Source organism: Microbispora sp. CL1-1 (assembly GCF_012034195.1).
Classification (GTDB): domain Bacteria; phylum Actinomycetota; class Actinomycetes; order Streptosporangiales; family Streptosporangiaceae; genus Microbispora.
In genome coordinates, this window is sequence record NZ_JAATEK010000004.1 from 313,140 (window position 1) to 331,393 (window position 18,254).

Here is an 18,254-nt window from a genome sequence, read left to right on the forward strand (position 1 = left end):
GTCAGGCGCGGCTCGGCGCGGGCCCCGGCTCGGGCTCGCGCTCGCGCTCGGGCTCGGCGTGGGGCTCGGGCTCGGGAGGGGGTTCGGCCGTGGAGTCGGCTGTGGAGTCGGCTGTGGAGTCGGCAGGGTGCTCGGCGGGAAGTTCGGCAGGCAGTTCGGCAGCGTGCTCGGGAGTCGTCGCGGCGCGGCGGGGAAGCAGCAGCGGGGTCGCCAGCAGGAGCACACCCGCCAGGCCGATGGCCGTACGCGGGCCGAGCAGGCCGCCCAGCACACCCCAGACGGCCGTCAGCAGCGCGATCGACGCCTTGGTGGTCACCGTCCAGGCGGACAGCATGCGGGCGATCCGGCCGGGCGCGGTGCGTTCGAGGCGATAGGTGGCGCAGACGGGATTGAAGACCCCGCAGCAGAAGACGAGCCCGAGCTCGACGCCCATCACCAGCAGCATCCCTCCGGTGCCCGGCCCCACGAAGGCCAGGCCCACGAGCCAGAGCGCGCGCAGCGCCCCGCTCGCGACCAGCACCCGGTGCTGCCCGAACCGGGTGACGAGCGGCCGGGCCAGCCGCGAGCCGAGCAGCCCGCCGATCGAGGGCGCGGCGAACGCGAGGCCGTACTGCCACGGCGCGAACCCGAGCCGGCCGAGCATCAGGACGGCCAGCAGCGCATCGGCGGCCATCACCAGGCCGTTGAACACGGCGGCGTTGAAGAACAGCGGACGCAGCGTCGCGTCGGCCAGGATGTAGCGCCAGCCGTCGAGCAGGTCCCCGATGCGCATGCGAGCGGCCTGCCTGCGCTCGGGGCGCCGCTCCCCGCCGTCCGTCGCACGGATGCCCAGAGCCGAGAGCAGGTAGCTGACCGCGTCGGCCACCACCGTCGCCACCGGGCCGAGGAGCCCGATCGCGGCGCCGCCCAGCGGCGGTCCGATGATCGCGCTCGTCCAGGCCGTGGACTCGAACCGTGCGTTGGCGACGAGCAGGTGCCCGGCCGGCACCAGCGTCTTCAGGTACGCCCCGGAGGCGGCGCGGAAGGTGATGTCGGCCGCCGCGACGACGACCGAGACCAGCAGGAGCTGGACGAAGGACAGCACGCCCAGCGCGTACGCGGCGGGGATCGTCAGCAGCGCCGCGCACCGCACCAGGTCCGTCCCGATCAGCACCGGCCGCTTGCGGCGGAACTCCACCCACGGGCCGAGCGGCACCGCCACGGCCGCACCCACCGCGGCCCCCACGGCGGACAGCGCCGCGACCTCCGCCGGCCCGGAGTGCAGCACCTGGACCGCGATCAGCGGGAACGCGCCGAAGGCGAGCCACGTGCCGAGCGCGCTGGTGCCGTACGCCGCCCAGAGCCACCCGAACCGCCGCCCAGCCGGTGCCCCGGCCGGTGTCCGTTCCGCAATGTCCGACGTCCCCTCGTCACTCGCCCGCACAACCCGATCCCGTACGACCGATGCCGTACGACCGATGCCGCACAACCGATTCGCGATCGGCAGCATCAAAGCGAGCCCGATGACCAGGGATCAAACAACCGCTAGGCCCTTCCATGACAACCACCGGTTGTACGCCCAGGAAGCACCGGACGAACGCCGCCCGTCGCGAGGGCGACGGAGCGAAGAGGCGCCGCCCGGGCCCCGCACAGCAGGGCACAAGCAGGACGCAGCAGGACGCAGCAGGACGCAGCAGGACGCAGCAGGACGCAGCAGGACGCAGCAGGACGCAGCAGGACCATGGTGTGCCGGCCACGACCTAAGGTGTCCGGATGGACCTCGACGCCGTCCGGACCTTCGTCGCCGTCGCCGACGCGGGGCAGTTCCAGGAGGCCGCCGCCGATCTGGCGGTGACCCAGCAGGCCGTCTCCAAGCGCATCGCGGCGCTGGAGCGCGACCTCGGCGTGCGGCTCTTCCTCCGCAGGCCGCGCGGCGCCGAGCTCACCATCGACGGGCAGGCGTTCCTGCCCCACGCCCGCGAGCTGCTGCGCGCCGCCGAGCGGGCCGTCGCCTCGGTGCGCGCCGGCAGCCGTGCGCTGCGCGTCGACGTGCTCAACTCGCGCGGCGCGGCGTCGAGCCTCATGCGCGGCTTCCACCGGGCGCACCCCGAGATCGAGCTCGACGTGGTGATGCTGTTCGACATCGACAGGGCCGTCGCCGCCATCCGGTCCGGCGCGATCGACGCGTCCTTCCGCGCCGTCGCCGAGCCCGGCCGGCCGCTGCCCGATGACATCGAGGCCGTACGGGTGACCGACGAGGCGCTCCAGCTCGTCACCGGCCCCGCCCACGCGCTGGCGGGCGCCCGGTCGGTGACGCTCGCCCAGCTCGCCGGGCACCGGATCTGGATGCCCGGCATCGTCCCCGGCACCGAGTGGGCCGCCTACTACGACGACCTCTACGCCGAGTTCGGCCTCACCATCGAGGCGACCGGTCCCAACTTCGGCTCCGACGCGCTCCTCGACACCATCGCCGACACCCCGTCCCTGGCCACGTTCATGGGCGCGCAGACCCGCCTCGTCTGGCCCGCCGGGCACGGCCTGCGCCGCATCCCGGTGACCGACCCCACTCCCGTCTATCCGCACGCGCTCCTGTGGCGCCGCGACAACCCCCACCCCGCGCTGGCGACCCTCCGCGCCCACCTCGCCGCCGCCACGGCCGGGCAGGACGCGGCCGGGACCTGGACACCCCGGTGGGCGATCCCCCGCTGAACGCCGCGACTCCCCGCCGGGGTCCGGTCAGCTTCCGGCGCGGCCGGTCTCGTACGCCCAGATGGCGATCTCCACCCGGTTGCGGGCGCCCAGCTTCGCCATCAGGCTGGCGACGTGCGTCTTGACCGTGCTGAGCGAGATGTGCAGCTCGGCGGAGATCTCGCCGTTGGTCCGGCCACGCGCCACGGCGGCGAGGATCTCCTCCTCCCGATAGGTGAGCGCCTCGACAGGCTGCGCGGGCGACGCGGCGGGACCGGTGCGGGCGAACGCCCCGAGCAGCCGCGCGGTGACGCTCGGGGCGATGAGCGCGTCGCCTCCGGCGGCGGCGTGCACGGCCTGCGCGAGCATGTCGGCACCGGCGTTCTTCAGCAGGAACCCCCGGGCCCCCGCCCGCAGCGCCGCGTAGACGTACTCGTCGAGGTCGAACGTGGTGATCACGACGACGGCGAGCGGATCGGCGACGTCAGGACCGGCGAGCGACCGGGTCGCCTCGATGCCGTCGGTGCCGGGCATGCGGATGTCGAACAGGCACACGTCGGGTCGCAGGCGCCGGGCCAGCTCGACGGCCCGGCGACCATCGGCTGCGGTGCCGACGACCTCGATGCCCGGCTGGGCGTCGAGGATCATCGAGAGCCCGGTGCGGACGATCTCCTGGTCGTCGGCGATCAGCACGCGGACGCCGTGCCCATCGGCTCGCTCGCTCATGTGGCCCCGGCCCGGGGAAGCACCGCGGTCACCGCCCACCCCCGATCGCGGTCCGGGCCGGCCACGCACGTGCCGCCGAGCAGGTTCGCGCGCTCGCTCATGCCGATGAGCCCGTATCCCGGCGGCGCGGCCGGGCGCGTGGCGCCCCCGTCGCCGTCGTCGCGCACGCACAGGCGCACCGCCGTCTCGTCCGCCGCGACGCGCACCTCGACCCGGGTGGCGCGGCGCGCGTGCCGTACGGCGTTGGTCACCGCCTCCTGGGCGATGCGGTAGACCGCGGACTCGACCGACGGCGACAGACCGTCGAGGTCTCCCGTTATCTCCACCTCGACCGCCGGATGGTGGGAGCCGCCCCGGCCGGCGAGCCGTTCGATCTCGGCGATGCGCGGGCCGGGGGTCAGCTCCGCCGGACGGTCGCGGCGCAGGACGCGGACGATGGCGCGCATCTCGTCGAGGGCCCGGGCCGCCTCGGCCTCGATCACGCGGAGGGCCTCGGCCGCGGCGTCCGGCCGTGACGCCGCCGTGGCGAGCCCGGCCTGTGCGCGGATGGCCATCGCGGAGACGTGGTGCGCGACCGTGTCGTGCAGGTCGCGGGCGAGCTGCTCGCGCATCAGCAGCTTGACCTGGTCGAGCTCGCGCATCCTCGCCCCGGCCCGATAGCGGAACGCGCCGCCCAGGCTGGTGGTCGCGAGCATGACGGCGAACGGCCCGACCGCGTCGGGCAACGCGGCGTGGTCGGCGAGCACGGACAGTCCGGCGGCGGTGAGCATGATCCCCAGGCCGGCCACGATCTCCCTGCCCGACCCCCACCGGACCACCGCGTACGGCAGGAGCAGCATGTATCCCAGCGTGTACGTATCGAGCGTCGTGCCGGTCGCGATGATCGGGATCACCCCGGTGACGACGAAGCAGATCGCGAGCATCGCCAGCGGCCGGGTGCGCCGCCACAGCAGGGTGGGCGCCAGTCCGGCGGTCACGGCCACCGCGAACAGCCGCCAGGGAAGGTCCGGCCGCAGCACCCCTTCGAGCACCGCGAGCGGCACGAGCACCCCGACGAGCGCCCAGTCCCGCCACACGCGTACGGGTGGATCGGGGGGACGGGGCTCGGACCACACGGAGCGGACGAAGCCGTGCACCGAATCATGGTACGAGAGCCGGCGTCCGCCGCGCCGCCCCCGTGTGGAGACTGTCCTGTCGCCCGGCCGGCTCGACTGGCCTGATCTCGCTCGGGCAGCCGTTCTCACGGCTTTGCCTGCCCGCCCCTCGGCACCGAGCCCGGCTTCCGCTCCGCAGGTGGGTGTGGAAGCCGGGTTCGGCGCGGGTGGTTACTTCGATTCCAGTCGTCCCAGCGGGTGGGAGTCACCGGCGAGGGCGGCCTGCGCCCTTTCCCAGTCGGCGTGGTCGATGCCCGTGACGTGGCGCAGGTAGGCGAGGGTGACCTGCTGGACGAGGGCGACTCGGCCGGGATCTTCGTCGGTGGTCTCCGCCGCCTCGTAGCCGGAGATGCCGCCGAGGGAGTGCCGGCCGCCGTAGACCGTCAGCAGGCTCTTGCCGCCCCGGCTGAGGGTGTAGGGGTCGGTCGTCCAGGACGGTCCCCGGGTGGAGAGCGGAAGCTCGTCCTTGTCGCCGGCGACGACGAGTCCGGGCGCGGTGATATGGGAGAAGTCCTGGTCGCGCAGCCAGGGAGCGCTCTCGTGGGCGAAGGGGGTCAGTTCGTCGCCGCCCTTGCCGGCTGTGGCCAGCTGGATGCTGGCCATGACCCGGGAGTCGGACATGTCCTGCGCGGTTCCGGTCCTGGGGTCCGTAACGCGCAGACCCACGAGGATACCCGCGGTCTGGCCGCCGAAGGAGTGTCCGGCCGCGACGATTCGACTGCGGTCCACCCGGCCGGCTAGGCCGGGCACGGATGCCTCCAGGGTGTCGAGTTCGTCGAGGATCTGCTTCATGTCCTGCACGCGGTAGCGCCACACGTCGGGCTTGCGGGGATCGTCCGCGGCGATGTCGAGGCGCCTGGAGTCGAGGTGAGTGGCCTGGATCACCACGAAGCCGTGGGAGGCCCAGTGGTCGACCAGAGGGGCGTAGCCGTCCAGGTTCGAGCCGAATCCATGTGCGAACAGCACGATCGGCAGCTCAGTGCCGACGACCGGTGCGGAGACGCGTACGTGCAGGTCCTCGCCGCGCCGCGGCGCGGGCAGCACGACCGGTTTCACCGATACGGTCGGGGTGGACGCGGGGCCGGTGAGGCCGGTCGTCTTGTACGTGGTCATGCGTGTGCTTCTTTCAGGTGTCGTGCGGATGGGTGAGGTCGGGCTGTCTTCTCGTGGAGGACGCGTTCGAGGCGCCCCTCTCGCTCACGCCCTTGTGCGCCGGGAGGCCGGCCAGGAGAAGGTCCCCCGCGGAGGCGCCCGCCGGTTACGCTAAAAGCTGACGTTGACGTCAGAGGCAAGTCACGTGATGGATGTCACCAGGAGACGAGATGCGCGTCGGAGAGCTCGCAGCCCGGACCGGCGTCAGCGTCCGGGCCCTGCGTTACTACGAGGAGCAGAATCTGCTCAGCGCCGAGCGCAGCCCCAGCGGCCAGCGCCACTATCCCGAGAGCGCGGTCGACCGGGTCCGGCTGATCCAGCAGTTGTATGCAGCCGGGCTGTCCAGCAAGACAATCGTCGAGCTCATGCCGTGCGTCATCGACGGCCGCGCCACTCCCGCCCTGCTCAAGCGGCTGGCGGCGGAGCGCGAGCATGTCGACCGGCGCATCACCGATCTCATGCACGCCCGGGACCGGCTCGACTCCGTCATCACCGCCGCCGGCAGCAACATGGTCACCGGCGCTTCTTGCAGGCAGGAGACCACCGCCTAGCCCGGCCAGGGCGGGCCGGATTTCCCCCAAGACGGCGCTCCGACCTTAGCGGAGGCTTAAACGACCCTTAGCGGCGAACGAGGGCGTTGACCCCCTCCCTGTCTGCGCTTACTCTCCTAACTAATAGGAAACTTTCCTGTCCTTTACCCCCCAAGAGCAGGAGCTCCGGTGCGAAAGATCCTCCTCGGCTCCCTGATCGCGGGCGCGGCGTTACTCGCGCCGCTCGCGCTCGGGACCGCGACCGCCGCCACCCCCGCCACCGCCACGTACTCCGTCGACTCCGACTGGGGCACCGGCTTCCAGGGCAAGTTCACCGTGAAGGCCGGGTCGGACGCCCTGCCGAGCTGGACCGTCGAGATCGACATGCCCTCGGGCGCGTCGATCAGCTCGGCCTGGGACACCACCATGACCAAGAGCGGCAACCACTACACGTTCAAGAACCCCTCCTGGAGCGGCGGCCTCGCGGCGGGCGCGACGGCGACCTTCGGCTTCATCGGAGCGCCCGGCGGCTCGACCCCGATGAACTGCACGCTGAACGGCGCGCCCTGCACCGGCGGGCCCACCAGCTCCCCCTCGGCCAGCCCGAGCAAGAGCCCGAGCGCCAGCCCGTCCGCCTCGCCCTCGGCGTCTCCCTCGGCCTCGCCGTCCGCGTCTCCCTCGGCGTCCCCCTCGGCGAGCCCCACGCCCCCGCCGCCCGGCGGCAGGAAGGTGCTGGGCTACTTCGCCGACTGGGGCGTCTACGCCCGGCAGTACTTCGTGAAGAACATCGTGAGCAGCGGCTCGGCCGCCAAGCTCACCCACATCAACTACGCCTTCGGCAACGTGACCAACGGCCAGTGCGCGATCGGCGACTCCTACGCCGACTACGACATGGCCTACACCGCGGCCAACAGCGTGGACGGCAAGGCCGACACCTGGGACAACCCCAACGCGCTGCGCGGCGCGTTCAACCAGTTGCGCAAGCTCAAGGCGATGTATCCGAACATCAAGGTCCTCTACTCCTTCGGCGGGTGGAGCTGGTCGGGCGGCTTCGGGCAGGCGGCGGCCAACCCCACCGCGTTCGCGAACTCCTGCTACAACCTGCTGAAGGACCCGCGCTGGGCCGACGTGTTCGACGGCATCGACATCGACTGGGAGTACCCGAACGCCTGCGGCCTGAGCTGTGACTCCAGCGGTGCGGCGGCGTTCAAGAACCTGATGGCGGCCCTGCGGGCCAAGTTCGGCTCCAGCTACCTCGTCACCGCCGCGATCACCGCGGACGGCACGAACGGCGGCAAGATCGACGCGGCCGACTACGGCGGCGCGGCGCAGTACGTCGACTGGTACAACGTGATGACCTACGACTACTTCGGCGCCTTCGCCCCACAGGGCCCGACGGCGCCCCACTCGCCGCTCACGTCCTACTCCGGCATCCCCACCGCAGGGTTCTACTCCGACGCGGCCATCCAGAAGCTCAAGAGCAAGGGCGTGCCGGCGAGCAAGCTCCTGCTGGGCATCGGTTTCTACGGCCGCGGCTGGACCGGCGTCACCCAGGCCGCGCCCGGCGGCAGCGCCACCGGCGCCGCGCCCGGCACGTACGAGGCGGGCATCGAGGACTACAAGGTCCTCAAGAACACCTGCCCGGCCACCGGCACGGTCGCCGGCACCGCCTACGCCAAGTGCGGCTCGAACTGGTGGAGCTACGACACCCCCGCCACGATCGGCGGCAAGATGACCTACGCCAAGAACCAGGGTCTCGGCGGAGCGTTCTTCTGGGAGTTCAGCGGCGACACCTCCAACGGTGAGCTGATCACCGCGATGTCCAACGGATTGAAGTAACCGAAGTAAGCGCCTCGCACCGTCATGGGCCCTCGCGCGTCTCGCGCGGGGGCCCTGATCATCCGGCCACCCCGGCGAAACCTTCGCTTATGGTGGCATTTATGGACGCGACGAGGACGATCGTAGAAACGGTCGGCAAGCTGCGGCAGCGCCGTACCGCGCCGCTCGTGCTGGAACTGGACCTGACCGAGGGGTTGTCGGAAGGCCCGCCCTCCGACCCCGTCACCGCCCTGCTGTCCATGCGCAAGGCGCGCCTCACCGAGGTGCTGTCGGGCCTGCGCCGCGCCCGCAAGGACCCCCGCGTCACCGCGCTGATCGTCAAGATCGGCGGCAACCCCCTCGGCCTCGGCATGGTGCAGGAGCTGCGTACGGCCGTGGTGAAGCTGCGCGCCGCGGGCAAGCACACCGTCGCGTTCGCCGAGACGTTCGGCGAGTTCGGCGCGGGCACCGTCCCCTACTACCTGGCCAGCGCCTTCGAGCGGGTCTACCTCCAGCCCTCCGGCGACGTGGGTCTGACCGGCGTGGCGCTGGAGCAGCGGTTCCTCCGCGACGCGCTCGCCAAGGCCGGGGTGGAGTATCAGCTCGGCCAGCGGCACGAGTACAAGACCGCGGCCAACACCTTCACCCAGAACCACATGACCGACGCCCACCGCGAGTCGACGGGGCGCATCGCCGAGTCGGTCACCGAGCAGATCGTCGCGGGCATCGCCGAGGGACGCGGCCTCGACCCCAAGCGGGTGCGCGAGCTGATCGACCAGGGCCCGTTCATCGGGTCGGAGGCCGTCGAGGCCGGGCTCGTGGACGAGCTGAAGTATCGCGACGAGGTCTACGCCGAGACCGTCGACGAGGGCGCGCACCTGCTCTACGTGTCGCGGTACGCCAAGAGCGCGCTGTCGGGCAGGCTCCCCCACCCCGGGGCGGCCACGGTCGCCCTGGTCCACGGCACCGGCATGATCCGTCTCGGCCGCAGCGGACGCTCGCCGCTGGGCGGCGGGGGCGCCATGGGCTCCGACACCATCTGCGCCGCCCTGCGCTCGGCCCGCCGGGACGAGAAGGTCAAGGCCATCGTGTTCCGCGTGGACAGCCCCGGCGGATCGTACGTCGCCTCCGACGCGATCTGGCGGGAGGTCGTGCTGGCGCGCCAGGCGGGCAAGCCGGTCATCGTGTCGATGGGCGACCTCGCGGCCTCCGGCGGCTACTTCGTGTCGATGGCCGCCGACGTGATCGTGGCCCAGCCGGGCACGCTGACCGGCTCGATCGGGGTGTTCGGCGGCAAGCCCGTGGTCGGGGAGCTGCTCGGCAAGCTCGGCGTGGTGACCGAGTCGGTGACCGAGGGCGCCAACGCCGGGATGTTCTCGCCGTCCACCGCGTTCTCCGACGAGCAGTGGCAGCGGGTGAACGCCTGGCTCGACCGCATCTACGACGACTTCGTGGGCAAGGTGGCGCAGGGCCGTGGCCTGAGCAAGGAGCGGGCGCACGAGCTGGCCAGGGGCCGGGTGTGGACCGGCGCCGACGCCAGGACGGCCGGTCTCGCCGACGAGCTCGGCGGCCTGGAGGACGCCCTCGCCCTGGCCCGCCGCCGGGCCGGGCTGCCCGGCGACGCACCCGTACGGACCTATCCCCGCATGCACCCCCTGGAGCGGCTGCGCCCGCCGGAGTCGAGCGAGGACAGGTCGGCCGCGCTCGCCCGGGTGCGCCTGGAGGCGTGGGGGCCGCTGGCGCGGATGGCCGGGCAGCTCGGTCTCCCGGCGTACGGCCCGCTGGTGCTGCCGGGCTGGTGGACGATCAGGTGATCGCGCGGTAGCGGGAGCGCAGCCGTACGAGCGGGGCCCTGGACGCGTCGACGTAGTCGACGCCGAGGACCTCGCCGATGAACAGCGTGTGATCGCCGGCCGGGACGACCCGGGCCGTCTCGGCCTCGATCGCCGCCACCCCTTGCTCCACGACGAGCGCCTCGCTGTGCGGGCCGCGATGGTGGGCGACCCCGGCCAGCAGGAGCCGGGCGCCCGGCCGTCCGGCCGTGGCGAACCTGGAGGCGATCGTCTGCTGGCCGTCCGCGAGGACGCTCGCGGCCCAGCGGTCCCTGCGCAGCAGCACCTCGGCGAGATATCCGGCCGAATCGAGGCTGATCAGCACGAGCGGCGGGTCGAGCGACACCGACATCAGGGTCGCGACCGTCGTGCCCAGGTCGTCGCGGTCGTCCTTGACCGTCACGACGGCCACGCCCGCGGCCACCTGCGCCATGGCCTCGGTGAACAGTCCCTGTGCAGGTCCCACGCCCCGGCTCCTTCCCCTCCGGCGTGCGACTGTGCCACCGGGGACCGGGACGCGCAACCGAGCTCCCGGCTGTGCACGGGTCCCGGCCTTCGGCGCCAGCGAGCGCCCGCGTCCGGGCGACGCCCTGCGGAAAAGGCCGAATCCCCCTCCTTACCAGGCCCGAGGGCATTGGTCCGGACATTCTGATGTCAGCTACCGTCGAATCGTGACCGTCACCCGATTGGACATCGACATCGACCGGTCGAGTCCCGTGCCCCTCTATTTCCAGGTGGCCGAGCGGATCTCCGAGGCCATCAAGGCCGGCACGCTGCCCCCCGGCTCCCGGCTGGACAACGAGATCCAGCTCGCCGAGCGGCTCGGTCTGTCCCGCCCCACCATCCGCCAGGCGATCCAGTTCCTCGTCGACAAGGGCCTGGTCGTCCGCAAGCGCGGCGTCGGTACCCAGGTCGTGCACGGCCAGGTGAAGCGCTCGGTCGAGCTGACCAGCCTGTACGACGACCTGCGCAGGGCCGGGCAGAAGCCCGAGACCCGGGTGTCGTCCCTCGAAACCGTGCCTGCCGGGGAGGAGGCCGCCGCGGCGCTGGGCGTCGAGCCGGGCGCCGAGGTGCTGCGGCTGGAACGGATCAGGTTCGCCATGGGAGAGCCGCTCGCCCTGCTGCACAACTGGCTGCCGGTCGGGCTGGCCCCGCTGTCCGCCGAGTCGCTGCAGGAGCGCGGGCTCTACGAGTTGCTGCGCCAGACCGGCATCCGGATGCGGGTGGCGCACCAGCGCATCGGCGCCCGCGCCGCCACCGCATCGGAGGCGCGGCTGCTGGAGGAGCGGCGCGGCTGCCCGCTGCTCACGATGGTCCGCACGACGTACGACGACCAGGGCCGTGCGGTCGAGCACGGCTCGCACGTGTACCGCGCCTCGCACTATTCCCTTGAGGTCACCCTCGTCGAGCGCTGAATCACCCTTTCCTCATCCATGGGGCGGGTCGGGGCGGACCTCTATCCCCTGCAGGTCGGGGTCTCCCTGCGGCAGGTGACGTCCTTCGGCGAATACCTGGGCGGCAGCCCGGCCAACGTGGCCGCGGCCGCCGCCCGCCTGGGCCGCCGCAGCGCCGTGATCACTCGCACCGGCGCCGACCCGTTCGGCGAGTTCGTGCACGACGCGCTGCGCGAATGTCGAGACCGTCATGACGCGGGGTTCCGCGCGGGGACTGCCCCCGCACCCGGGGAACGTCCCTGATGGAGGGGCAGGAAAGGGGGGACGCCGGGCATGCGTGAGGAGGACCGCCGCCGCCTGCTGGACGACCGGGCCTGGCACCCGGAGCGGGCGCTGCTCTGCCCACCGGACGACGACGTCGCCGCGGCCGTGGACGCCGCGGTCGCCCTGCTGGAGGCCACATGACCCACGTTCCGTACGGCACGGCCGCCTCCGGCCCCTGGGACGTCGAGATCACCCCCGAGGCCGCGGGCTGGACGTACGCCGGGCTGCGGGTCGTGAACCTGACGGACCGGCCGGTGGAGCTGTCGACGGGTGAGGAGGAGATGCTCGTCCTGCCGCTGGCGGGCGCGTGCGAGGTCGTCGCCGACGGCCTGCGGCTGTCGCTCACCGGACGCCCCTCGGTGTTCTCCGGGCCGACCGACTTCGCGTACCTGCCGATCGACACGCGGGTCACCGTCACCGGCAGGGGCAGGATCGCGTTTCCGGCCGCCCGGGCCACCCGCCGCCTGCCCGTCAGGTATGGCCCGGCCGAGGCCGTGCCGGTCGAGATCCGGGGCGCGGGGCAGGCGACCCGGCAGGTGAACAACTTCTGCTCCCCCGAGGCGTTCGGCTGCGACAAGCTCGTGGCGGTCGAGGTGATCACGCCGGGCGGCAACTGGTCGTCCTATCCGCCCCACAAGCACGACACGGCGTCGGAGCACGAGTCCGTGCTCGAGGAGATCTACTACTTCGAGGGCGGCCCCGGCTACCAGCGGGTCTACGGCACCCACGAGACTCTGGCCGAGGTGTCGGCGGGCGACGTCGTGCTCGTGCCGCACGGCTATCACGGCCCGTCGATGGCCGCACCCGGCTACGACCTCTACTACCTGAACGTCCTGGCCGGCCCGGCGGACAAGCGGTCGATGGCCTTCTCCGACGACCCGAGGCACGCGTGGATCCGCGGCACGTGGGCCGGTCAGCCCGTCGATCCCCGGCTGGGAGGTGTCTCATGACGGACACGACGAGGCTCACGGTCGCGCAGGCGCTGGTGCGGTTCCTCGCGCGGCAATGGACCGAGCGCGACGGCGTCGAGCACCGGCTGATCGCCGGGTGCTTCGGCATCTTCGGGCACGGCAACGTCGCGGGCGTCGGGCAGGCCCTTGCCGAGCAGGGCGCGGGCACGCGCGACCCGCTGCCCTATTACCTGGCCCGCAACGAGCAGGCGATGGTGCACACGGCCGCCGGTTATGCCCGGCAGTCCGGCCGGCTGTCCACGCTCGCCTGCACCGGCTCGATCGGGCCGGGCGCGACCAACATGTTCACCGGGGCCGCGCTGGCCACGATCAACCGGCTGCCGGTGCTGCTGCTGCCCGGCGACCTGTTCGCCACCCGGGCCGCCACACCCGTGCTGCAGGAGCTGGAGGACCCCCGCTCGTACGACGTCAGCGTCAACGACTGCCTCAGGCCCGTCAGCCGCTTCTGGGACCGGATCAACCGGCCCGAGCAGCTTCCGGCGGCCCTGATGGGAGCCATGCGGGTGCTCACCGACCCCGCCGAGACCGGCGCGGTGACGCTGGCGCTGCCGCAGGACGTGCAGGCCGAGGCGTACGACTGGCCCGAGGAGCTGTTCGCCCGCAGGGTGTGGCACGTGGCCCGGCCGGTCCCCGAGCCCGCCGCCCTGGCCAGGGCCGTCGCGCTGCTGCGCGGCTCGCGCCGCCCGCTGATCATCGCCGGGGGCGGGGTCGGGTACAGCGACGCCTGCGCCGAGCTGGCCCGCTTCGCCGAACGCCACGGCGTGCCGGTGGCCGAGACCCAGGCCGGCAAGGGCGCGCTGCCGTACGACCATCCGTGCGCGGTGGGCGCGATCGGGCACACCGGCACCCGCGCGGCCGACACCCTGGCCCGTGAGGCCGACCTGGTCATCGGGATCGGCACCCGCTACAGCGACTTCACCACCGCCTCGCGGACGCTGTTCCGGCGGGCCCGGTTCCTCAACGTCAACGTGGCGGCGTTCGACGCGGCCAAGCACGCGGCCGAGATGCTCGTCGCCGACGCGCGGGAGGCTCTGACGGCGCTCGACGCGGCCTTCGGCGACGTGGACTGGCGGGCCGACCCCGGCTGGACGGCCCGCGCGGCCGAGCTGGCCGCCGCCTGGCAGGCGGAGATCGACCGGTTCCGCAGCGGCACCGAGCTGACCCAGCCGGTCGTGCTCGGCGTGCTGAACGAGGTCGCCGCGGGCGGGGTGGTGGTCAACGCCGCAGGGTCGATGCCGGGCGACCTGCACCGGCTCTGGCGGGCCTCCGACCCCGGGCAGTATCACGTCGAATACGGCTACTCCTGCATGGGCTACGAGATCGCCGGGGGCCTTGGGGTGAAGCTCGCCGCCCCCGAGCGCGAGGTTTTCGTGCTCGTCGGCGACGGGTCCTACCTGATGATGGCCCAGGAGATCGCCACCGCCGTGCAGGAGGGCGTCAAGCTCGTCATCGTCCTGGTGGACAACCAGGGCTTCGCCTCGATCGGCGCGCTGAGCGAGTCGGTCGGCGCGCTCCGGCTCGGCACCGCCTATCGCAGGCGCGGCCCCGGCGGCCTGCTCGACGGGGAGCGGCTGCCGGTGGACCTCGCCGCCAACGCGGCCAGCCTCGGCGCCGACGTGCTGACGGCCACCGACCCACAGACCCTGCGGGCCGCGCTCGCCAAGGCGGTCGCCTCCCCCCGTACGACCGTGGTCTACGTCGAGACGGTCCCCGGCCCCGCACCTGCCGCCGAGGCGTGGTGGGACGTGCCGGTGGCCGAGGTGTCCGGGCTCCCCGAGGCGCGCGCCGCGCGCGAACGCTACGAGGAGGCCAAGCGCGACCAGCGGCCCTACCTCTGAGGACCCGGGTGTCTCTGCGGGCCCGGGTGTCTCTGCGGGCTGGGCGCTCGGCGATCCCGGACGCCGCGAGACGCCCCGAGACGCCGTGAACGAAGCCGAGGCCGTTCTCAGCGCTTGGCGGTCGCGGTGATGCGGGCGTAGCCGATGACGTGGGAGGACAGGGCGAAGGAGGCCAGGGCGGGGGTGGCGTTCCGCGGGACTTCCGCGTCGGCCACGTCCAGCGCCAGGACGGTCACCTCGTAGCGGTGCGGGCGGTCGCCCGCGGGCGGGCACGGGCCCAGGTAGCCCCTCTCGCCGGTGTCGTTGGCCCCGGCGGCGACGCCCTTGGGGATCGACGTGGCGGAGGCCGGAATGCCGCGGACCGCCCAATGCCAGAAGCCGCTGCCGGTCGGAGCGTCCCGGTCGAACATGGTCACCGCGAAGCTCTTGGTCCCGGCCGGGGCGCCTGACCATCTCAGCCGGGGAGCGACGTTTTTGCCGGTGCAGCCGAAGCCGTCGGAGAATGCCTTGGCCGGGAACGTGCCGGCGGCCAGGTCCGGGCTTTCCACATGGAACCCGGCGACGTGGGCGGGGACGCCGGCGCGCACCTTGTGGTAGCCGAAGGCGGGCGTCCCGGTGGGGGCCGCCGAGGCGGTCTGGGTGCCGGCGGCCGCGGTGGTGGCCGCTGTGGTGGCCGCTGTGGTGGCCACGGTGACGGCGGCGACGGCCAGGGCGGTGAACGTGCGCTTCATGACTGCTCTCCTCAACGTGTCGGGATGTGCTCGTCACCCTTCCGCCCCGGCTCGGCGCGTGACCAGGCGCTCGGGAGCCTGGTATCCGGCGTACCTCCCTGGGGACACGCCCCTTCTGCCACGCTTGTCGGCATGCGACGTGACGAACTGGGCGCGTTCCTGCGGGCGGCCAGGGAACGGCTGACCCCTCAGGAGGCCGGGCTGCCCGTCCGTGGGCGACGGCGCACACCGGGGCTGCGCCGCCAGGAGGTGGCCGAGCTCGCCGCGGTCAGCGTGGAGTGGTACATCCGGCTGGAGCAGGGCCGCGTCGGCATGCCCGGATCCGCCGTGCTGGACGCCGTCGCCACCGCGCTGCGGCTCAGCCCTGCCGAGCGGAGGCATCTCTACCTGGTCGCGCGGGGCGAGGCACCGCCGCCGGAGTACGTTCCCGCCCCGCTCTCGCCGTCGCTGCGCGCGCTGCTGGACGGCATGCCGTTGCTGCCCGCGTACGTCATGGACTTCCGCTTCGACATCCTGGCCTGCAACAACGCCGCCAAGGCGCTGTTCGGTGACGAGTTCGGGGCCGGGCGGCTGGGCAACACCGCCCGCATCCTGTTCTGCGAACCGGACCTGCGGGAGGGGCAGCTCGACTGGGAACGTTTCGCCCGCGAGACCGTGGGCAATCTGCGCGCCAACCGCACCCGCCACCCCGGCGACCCGGTGCTGGCCAGGCTCGTGGCCGATCTGCGTGCCGAGAGCCCGCAGTTCGCCGCCTGGTGGGCCGACCAGCACGTCGAGGAACGCTCCCGCGGCACCAAACGCATCCTGCGCCACGACGTCGGCCTGATGACTCTGGCCTATGACACGTTCCACGCGGTCGACAGCTCCGACCAGCGCCTGTTCGTCCTCACCCCTGCCGACCAGGCCACCGAGAACGCCCTGCGCACCCTCGTCACTGCCCGCTCCGCCGCTCTGACCGCCATCGCCTGACCACCACCGCCTGACCACCAGCGCCCGACCACCAGCGCCCGACCACCAGCGCCCGACCGGGGCAGCGGAACCCGCCGTGGCGGGAATGGCGGGCGACCGGCCCGGGGTCATCGTATGGTTATCGCATGACGACGAGGGCTGTCAGTGTGACGATCGAGGAGCACCTGCTCGAGTACGCCAACGCGGAGGTCGCCGCCGGGCGGGCCCGGTCGGTGTCGGCGGTGGTCAACGCCGCGTTGGCGCGGCGGGCCGAGGCGGACCGCGAGGCCGACGCCGCGGTGCGCGCCGCCGCCCAGGCGGTGCGGTCGGACCCCGCCGCGTCGGCCAAGGTGGCCCGGATGACCGCCCACGTGCTCGCGCAGCGGGAGCGGCACCTGGCACAGGCAGCCGATGAGTGAGCGCGGCTTCGTCCTGGACACCACCGTGGTGTCGGAGGTCGCCCGCGGGGACATGCCGCTGATCACATTGCTGCTGGAGCTGGACCAGCAGGGCCTGCGCCTGACGGTGCCCGCACTGGTCGTCGCCGCCGTGGCCGCGGAGATGGGCGGCAGCGACAAGACGGGGTTCCTGCCGGCGGTGCGCGGAATCGCCCGCCTCGACCACGGGGCGTACGGCCCGCTGGGCGACTTCGACGACGCGCTCGAACTCGGGCAGGCAGCCGCGCGGCTGACCGGCGACGGCAGGCCGTCGTGGGAGGACGCGCACACGGTGATGCTCGCCCGGCTGGAGGGGGCCGACATCCTCACACTGGACGCGGGCCGGTGGGCAGGGCTCGACCTGGACGGCGTGCAGGTGACGGAGATCTCCGACCCCGATTGACGCGCTCCCCGGCCTGAAGGCCGGAGCACTGCGGACGAAACCGGTAGCCGGGGCGAAGGCAGGCGGCCGGGTCAGGCGTGACGCCCACTGTGACAGGTCGTTACTGCCGGACGGTGACCTGGCTCGGCACGGCCGACAGTGGCCTGGCTCGGCACAGCCGACAGTGGCCTGGCTCGGCACAGCCGACGGTGGCCTGGCTCGGCACAGCCGACGGTGGCCTGGCTCGGCAAAGCCGGCCGACACCACCGGCACCGGCACCGGCACCGGCCAGCGGAGACCGCGCCGGGCCGAGCGCCGTCGGGGTGCGGACAGCCGAACGCCTCCCGGCGGGGAGCATGAGCATGCTCCGGCCGGGAGGCGTTCGGCTACGTGGCCGCCGTCAGACCAGGCCGTTCTGGGTGAGCCAGTCCTTGGCCACCACGGGCGGGTCGTCCTTGTCGACGGCGATGCGCTTCATCAGGGTGACCAGCGTCTCGGTGTCCAGCTTGGCGGAGACCGCGTTCAGCGTGGAGGTCACGGTGTCGTTGACCCCGGCCTTGTAGACGAGGGGCGTCACGTTCTCGGAGCCGAAGGCGTTCTTGTTGTCCTGCAGCGGCACGAGGTCGTTCAGCACGATCTTGGGGTCGGTGGTGAACACGTTGCCCACCTGGACCGTGCCGCTCTTGATCGCGTCAGCGGTGGTGTCGCCGGTGGGCTTCCACTGCTTGAACTCCAGGCCGTAGACGTTCTTGAAGTTCTCCTCCTGGCGCTGCTTGAACTCCGGCGGCCCGCCGACCACGAAGTCCTTCGCCACCTTGGCGAGGTCTTCGATGGTGGTGAGCTGGTATTTGTCGGCCGTGGCCTTGGTGACCGTGAGCGAGTTGTTGTCCTCGGCCGCCGCCGGCTCCAGGATTTCCAGCTCCGGGGGCAGCTTGGCCTTCAGGCCCGCGAGGATCTCGTCCTTGGTCCTGGCCGTGCTCGACTTGTCGACGAAGGCCAGCAGCGACCCGGCGTACTCGGGCAGCACGGTCAGGCCGCCGCTCTTGACCTGGTCGTAGACGACCTCGCGGCTGCCGATGTTGGGCTTCTCCTCGACCGTGACCCCCTTGGCCTGGAGGGCCTGGGCGTACATCGAGGCGAGCAGGACGCTCTCGGGGAAGTTGAACGAGCCGACGACGACCTTCGTGGCGGCGGCGTCGCCCGAGCCCGACTCCGACGGGGCGGCGGACGCGGTCGTGGAGAGCGGGTCGGAGCTCCCGCAGGCCGATAACGTGAGCGCCGCGGTCAGAGCGACCGCCGCGACGCCGAAGATACGCCTCATAACAGAAAATCCCTTCATTATAGGGGGAT

The 18,254-nt window shown here is 72.5% G+C and carries 18 protein-coding genes and 1 pseudogene; 12 read left to right on the plus strand and 7 right to left on the minus strand.

All coding sequences use genetic code 11. From position 1 onward, the window contains the following. Nucleotide 1 precedes the first annotated feature (1 nt). On the minus strand, nt 2-1,423 hold the full coding sequence (locus HCK04_RS07440; protein ID WP_260617154.1) for an MFS transporter: 1,422 nt from the start codon (nt 1,421-1,423) through the stop codon (nt 2-4). A 329-nt stretch (nt 1,424-1,752) separates the two neighbouring features. Between HCK04_RS07440 and HCK04_RS07445 the strand changes: the two genes are divergently transcribed. Beyond that, entirely contained in the window at nt 1,753-2,688 is a 936-nt protein-coding gene (locus tag HCK04_RS07445; RefSeq protein ID WP_142646204.1) for a LysR family transcriptional regulator, read from the plus strand. Between the two features lie 27 nt (nt 2,689-2,715). On the opposite strand, the gene HCK04_RS07450 is transcribed toward HCK04_RS07445, so the two are convergent. The 3 genes from HCK04_RS07450 to HCK04_RS07460 all read right to left on the minus strand — a co-directional run bounded on the left by HCK04_RS07450 (nt 2,716) and on the right by HCK04_RS07460 (nt 5,660). Beyond that, complete coding sequence (locus HCK04_RS07450) at nt 2,716-3,393, minus strand: response regulator transcription factor (RefSeq protein WP_142646206.1); 678 nt, start codon at nt 3,391-3,393, stop codon at nt 2,716-2,718. Further along, nucleotides 3,390-4,529, minus strand: a complete 1,140-nt coding sequence (locus HCK04_RS07455) for a sensor histidine kinase (protein WP_142646207.1) — start codon at nt 4,527-4,529, stop codon at nt 3,390-3,392. Before HCK04_RS07455 ends, HCK04_RS07450 begins: the two co-directional genes overlap by 4 nt. Nucleotides 4,530-4,718: 189 nt before the next feature. Further along, nucleotides 4,719-5,660 (minus strand): chlorophyllase, encoded by a 942-nt coding sequence (locus HCK04_RS07460; protein ID WP_030506152.1) that lies wholly within the window; start codon nt 5,658-5,660, stop codon nt 4,719-4,721. A gap of 209 nt (nt 5,661-5,869) precedes the next feature. Here HCK04_RS07460 and HCK04_RS07465 point away from each other — a divergent pair, with 209 nt between their 5' ends. From HCK04_RS07465 to sppA, 3 genes are all read left to right on the plus strand, one after another. Further along, nucleotides 5,870-6,250, plus strand: a complete 381-nt coding sequence (locus HCK04_RS07465; protein WP_030506153.1) for a MerR family transcriptional regulator — start codon at nt 5,870-5,872, stop codon at nt 6,248-6,250. A 168-nt stretch (nt 6,251-6,418) separates the two neighbouring features. Then, nucleotides 6,419-8,068 carry a glycosyl hydrolase family 18 protein gene (locus tag HCK04_RS07470; RefSeq protein WP_142646209.1) on the plus strand — a complete coding sequence of 550 codons (1,650 nt, stop codon included), beginning with the start codon at nt 6,419-6,421 and terminating at the stop codon, nt 8,066-8,068. Between the two features lie 101 nt (nt 8,069-8,169). Then, on the plus strand, nt 8,170-9,861 hold the full coding sequence (sppA, locus tag HCK04_RS07475; RefSeq protein ID WP_142646211.1) for a signal peptide peptidase SppA: 1,692 nt from the start codon (nt 8,170-8,172) through the stop codon (nt 9,859-9,861). On the opposite strand, the gene HCK04_RS07480 is transcribed toward sppA, so the two are convergent. Continuing rightward, nucleotides 9,854-10,345 carry a flavin reductase family protein gene (locus HCK04_RS07480; RefSeq protein WP_260617155.1) on the minus strand — a complete coding sequence of 164 codons (492 nt, stop codon included), beginning with the start codon at nt 10,343-10,345 and terminating at the stop codon, nt 9,854-9,856. The genes sppA and HCK04_RS07480 overlap by 8 nt on opposite strands. Nucleotides 10,346-10,550: 205 nt before the next feature. On the opposite strand from HCK04_RS07480, the gene HCK04_RS07485 reads away from it, so the two are divergent. The 5 genes and pseudogenes from HCK04_RS07485 (at nt 10,551) to iolD (ending at nt 14,406) form a co-directional block, all read left to right on the plus strand. Continuing rightward, on the plus strand, nt 10,551-11,294 hold the full coding sequence (locus HCK04_RS07485) for a GntR family transcriptional regulator (protein ID WP_142646213.1): 744 nt from the start codon (nt 10,551-10,553) through the stop codon (nt 11,292-11,294). 18 nt (nt 11,295-11,312) lie between these two features. Continuing rightward, nucleotides 11,313-11,507 (plus strand): annotated as a pseudogene (locus HCK04_RS07490) (PfkB family carbohydrate kinase); the annotation flags it as partial. A gap of 99 nt (nt 11,508-11,606) precedes the next feature. Further along, nucleotides 11,607-11,738 (plus strand): hypothetical protein, encoded by a 132-nt coding sequence (locus HCK04_RS43430; RefSeq protein ID WP_260617156.1) that lies wholly within the window; start codon nt 11,607-11,609, stop codon nt 11,736-11,738. Then, the gene (gene iolB / locus HCK04_RS07495; RefSeq protein WP_142646214.1) at nt 11,735-12,547 is read left to right on the plus strand and encodes a 5-deoxy-glucuronate isomerase; all 813 of its coding nucleotides are present in this window, start codon (nt 11,735-11,737) and stop codon (nt 12,545-12,547) included. Before HCK04_RS43430 ends, iolB begins: the two co-directional genes overlap by 4 nt. Next, nucleotides 12,544-14,406, plus strand: coding sequence for a 3D-(3,5/4)-trihydroxycyclohexane-1,2-dione acylhydrolase (decyclizing) (gene iolD / locus HCK04_RS07500; protein ID WP_142646216.1), 1,863 nt, complete (start codon nt 12,544-12,546; stop codon nt 14,404-14,406). Before iolB ends, iolD begins: the two co-directional genes overlap by 4 nt. A gap of 107 nt (nt 14,407-14,513) precedes the next feature. On the opposite strand, the gene HCK04_RS07505 is transcribed toward iolD, so the two are convergent. Further along, nucleotides 14,514-15,137 (minus strand): YbhB/YbcL family Raf kinase inhibitor-like protein, encoded by a 624-nt coding sequence (locus HCK04_RS07505; protein WP_142646218.1) that lies wholly within the window; start codon nt 15,135-15,137, stop codon nt 14,514-14,516. A 132-nt stretch (nt 15,138-15,269) separates the two neighbouring features. Here HCK04_RS07505 and HCK04_RS07510 point away from each other — a divergent pair, with 132 nt between their 5' ends. The 3 genes from HCK04_RS07510 to HCK04_RS07520 all read left to right on the plus strand — a co-directional run bounded on the left by HCK04_RS07510 (nt 15,270) and on the right by HCK04_RS07520 (nt 16,925). After that, the gene (locus HCK04_RS07510; protein ID WP_142646220.1) at nt 15,270-16,106 is read left to right on the plus strand and encodes a helix-turn-helix transcriptional regulator; all 837 of its coding nucleotides are present in this window, start codon (nt 15,270-15,272) and stop codon (nt 16,104-16,106) included. Nucleotides 16,107-16,231: 125 nt separating this feature from the next. Continuing rightward, nucleotides 16,232-16,504, plus strand: coding sequence for a type II toxin-antitoxin system ParD family antitoxin (locus HCK04_RS07515; RefSeq protein ID WP_142646222.1), 273 nt, complete (start codon nt 16,232-16,234; stop codon nt 16,502-16,504). Beyond that, nucleotides 16,497-16,925 (plus strand): hypothetical protein, encoded by a 429-nt coding sequence (locus HCK04_RS07520; RefSeq protein WP_142646224.1) that lies wholly within the window; start codon nt 16,497-16,499, stop codon nt 16,923-16,925. The genes HCK04_RS07515 and HCK04_RS07520 overlap by 8 nt, the downstream gene beginning before the upstream one ends. A gap of 379 nt (nt 16,926-17,304) precedes the next feature. Here the strand turns inward: HCK04_RS07520 and HCK04_RS07525 are convergent, their stop codons facing one another. After that, the gene (locus HCK04_RS07525) at nt 17,305-18,225 is read right to left on the minus strand and encodes an ABC transporter substrate-binding protein (RefSeq protein ID WP_142646226.1); all 921 of its coding nucleotides are present in this window, start codon (nt 18,223-18,225) and stop codon (nt 17,305-17,307) included. Nucleotides 18,226-18,254: the final 29 nt, after the last annotated feature.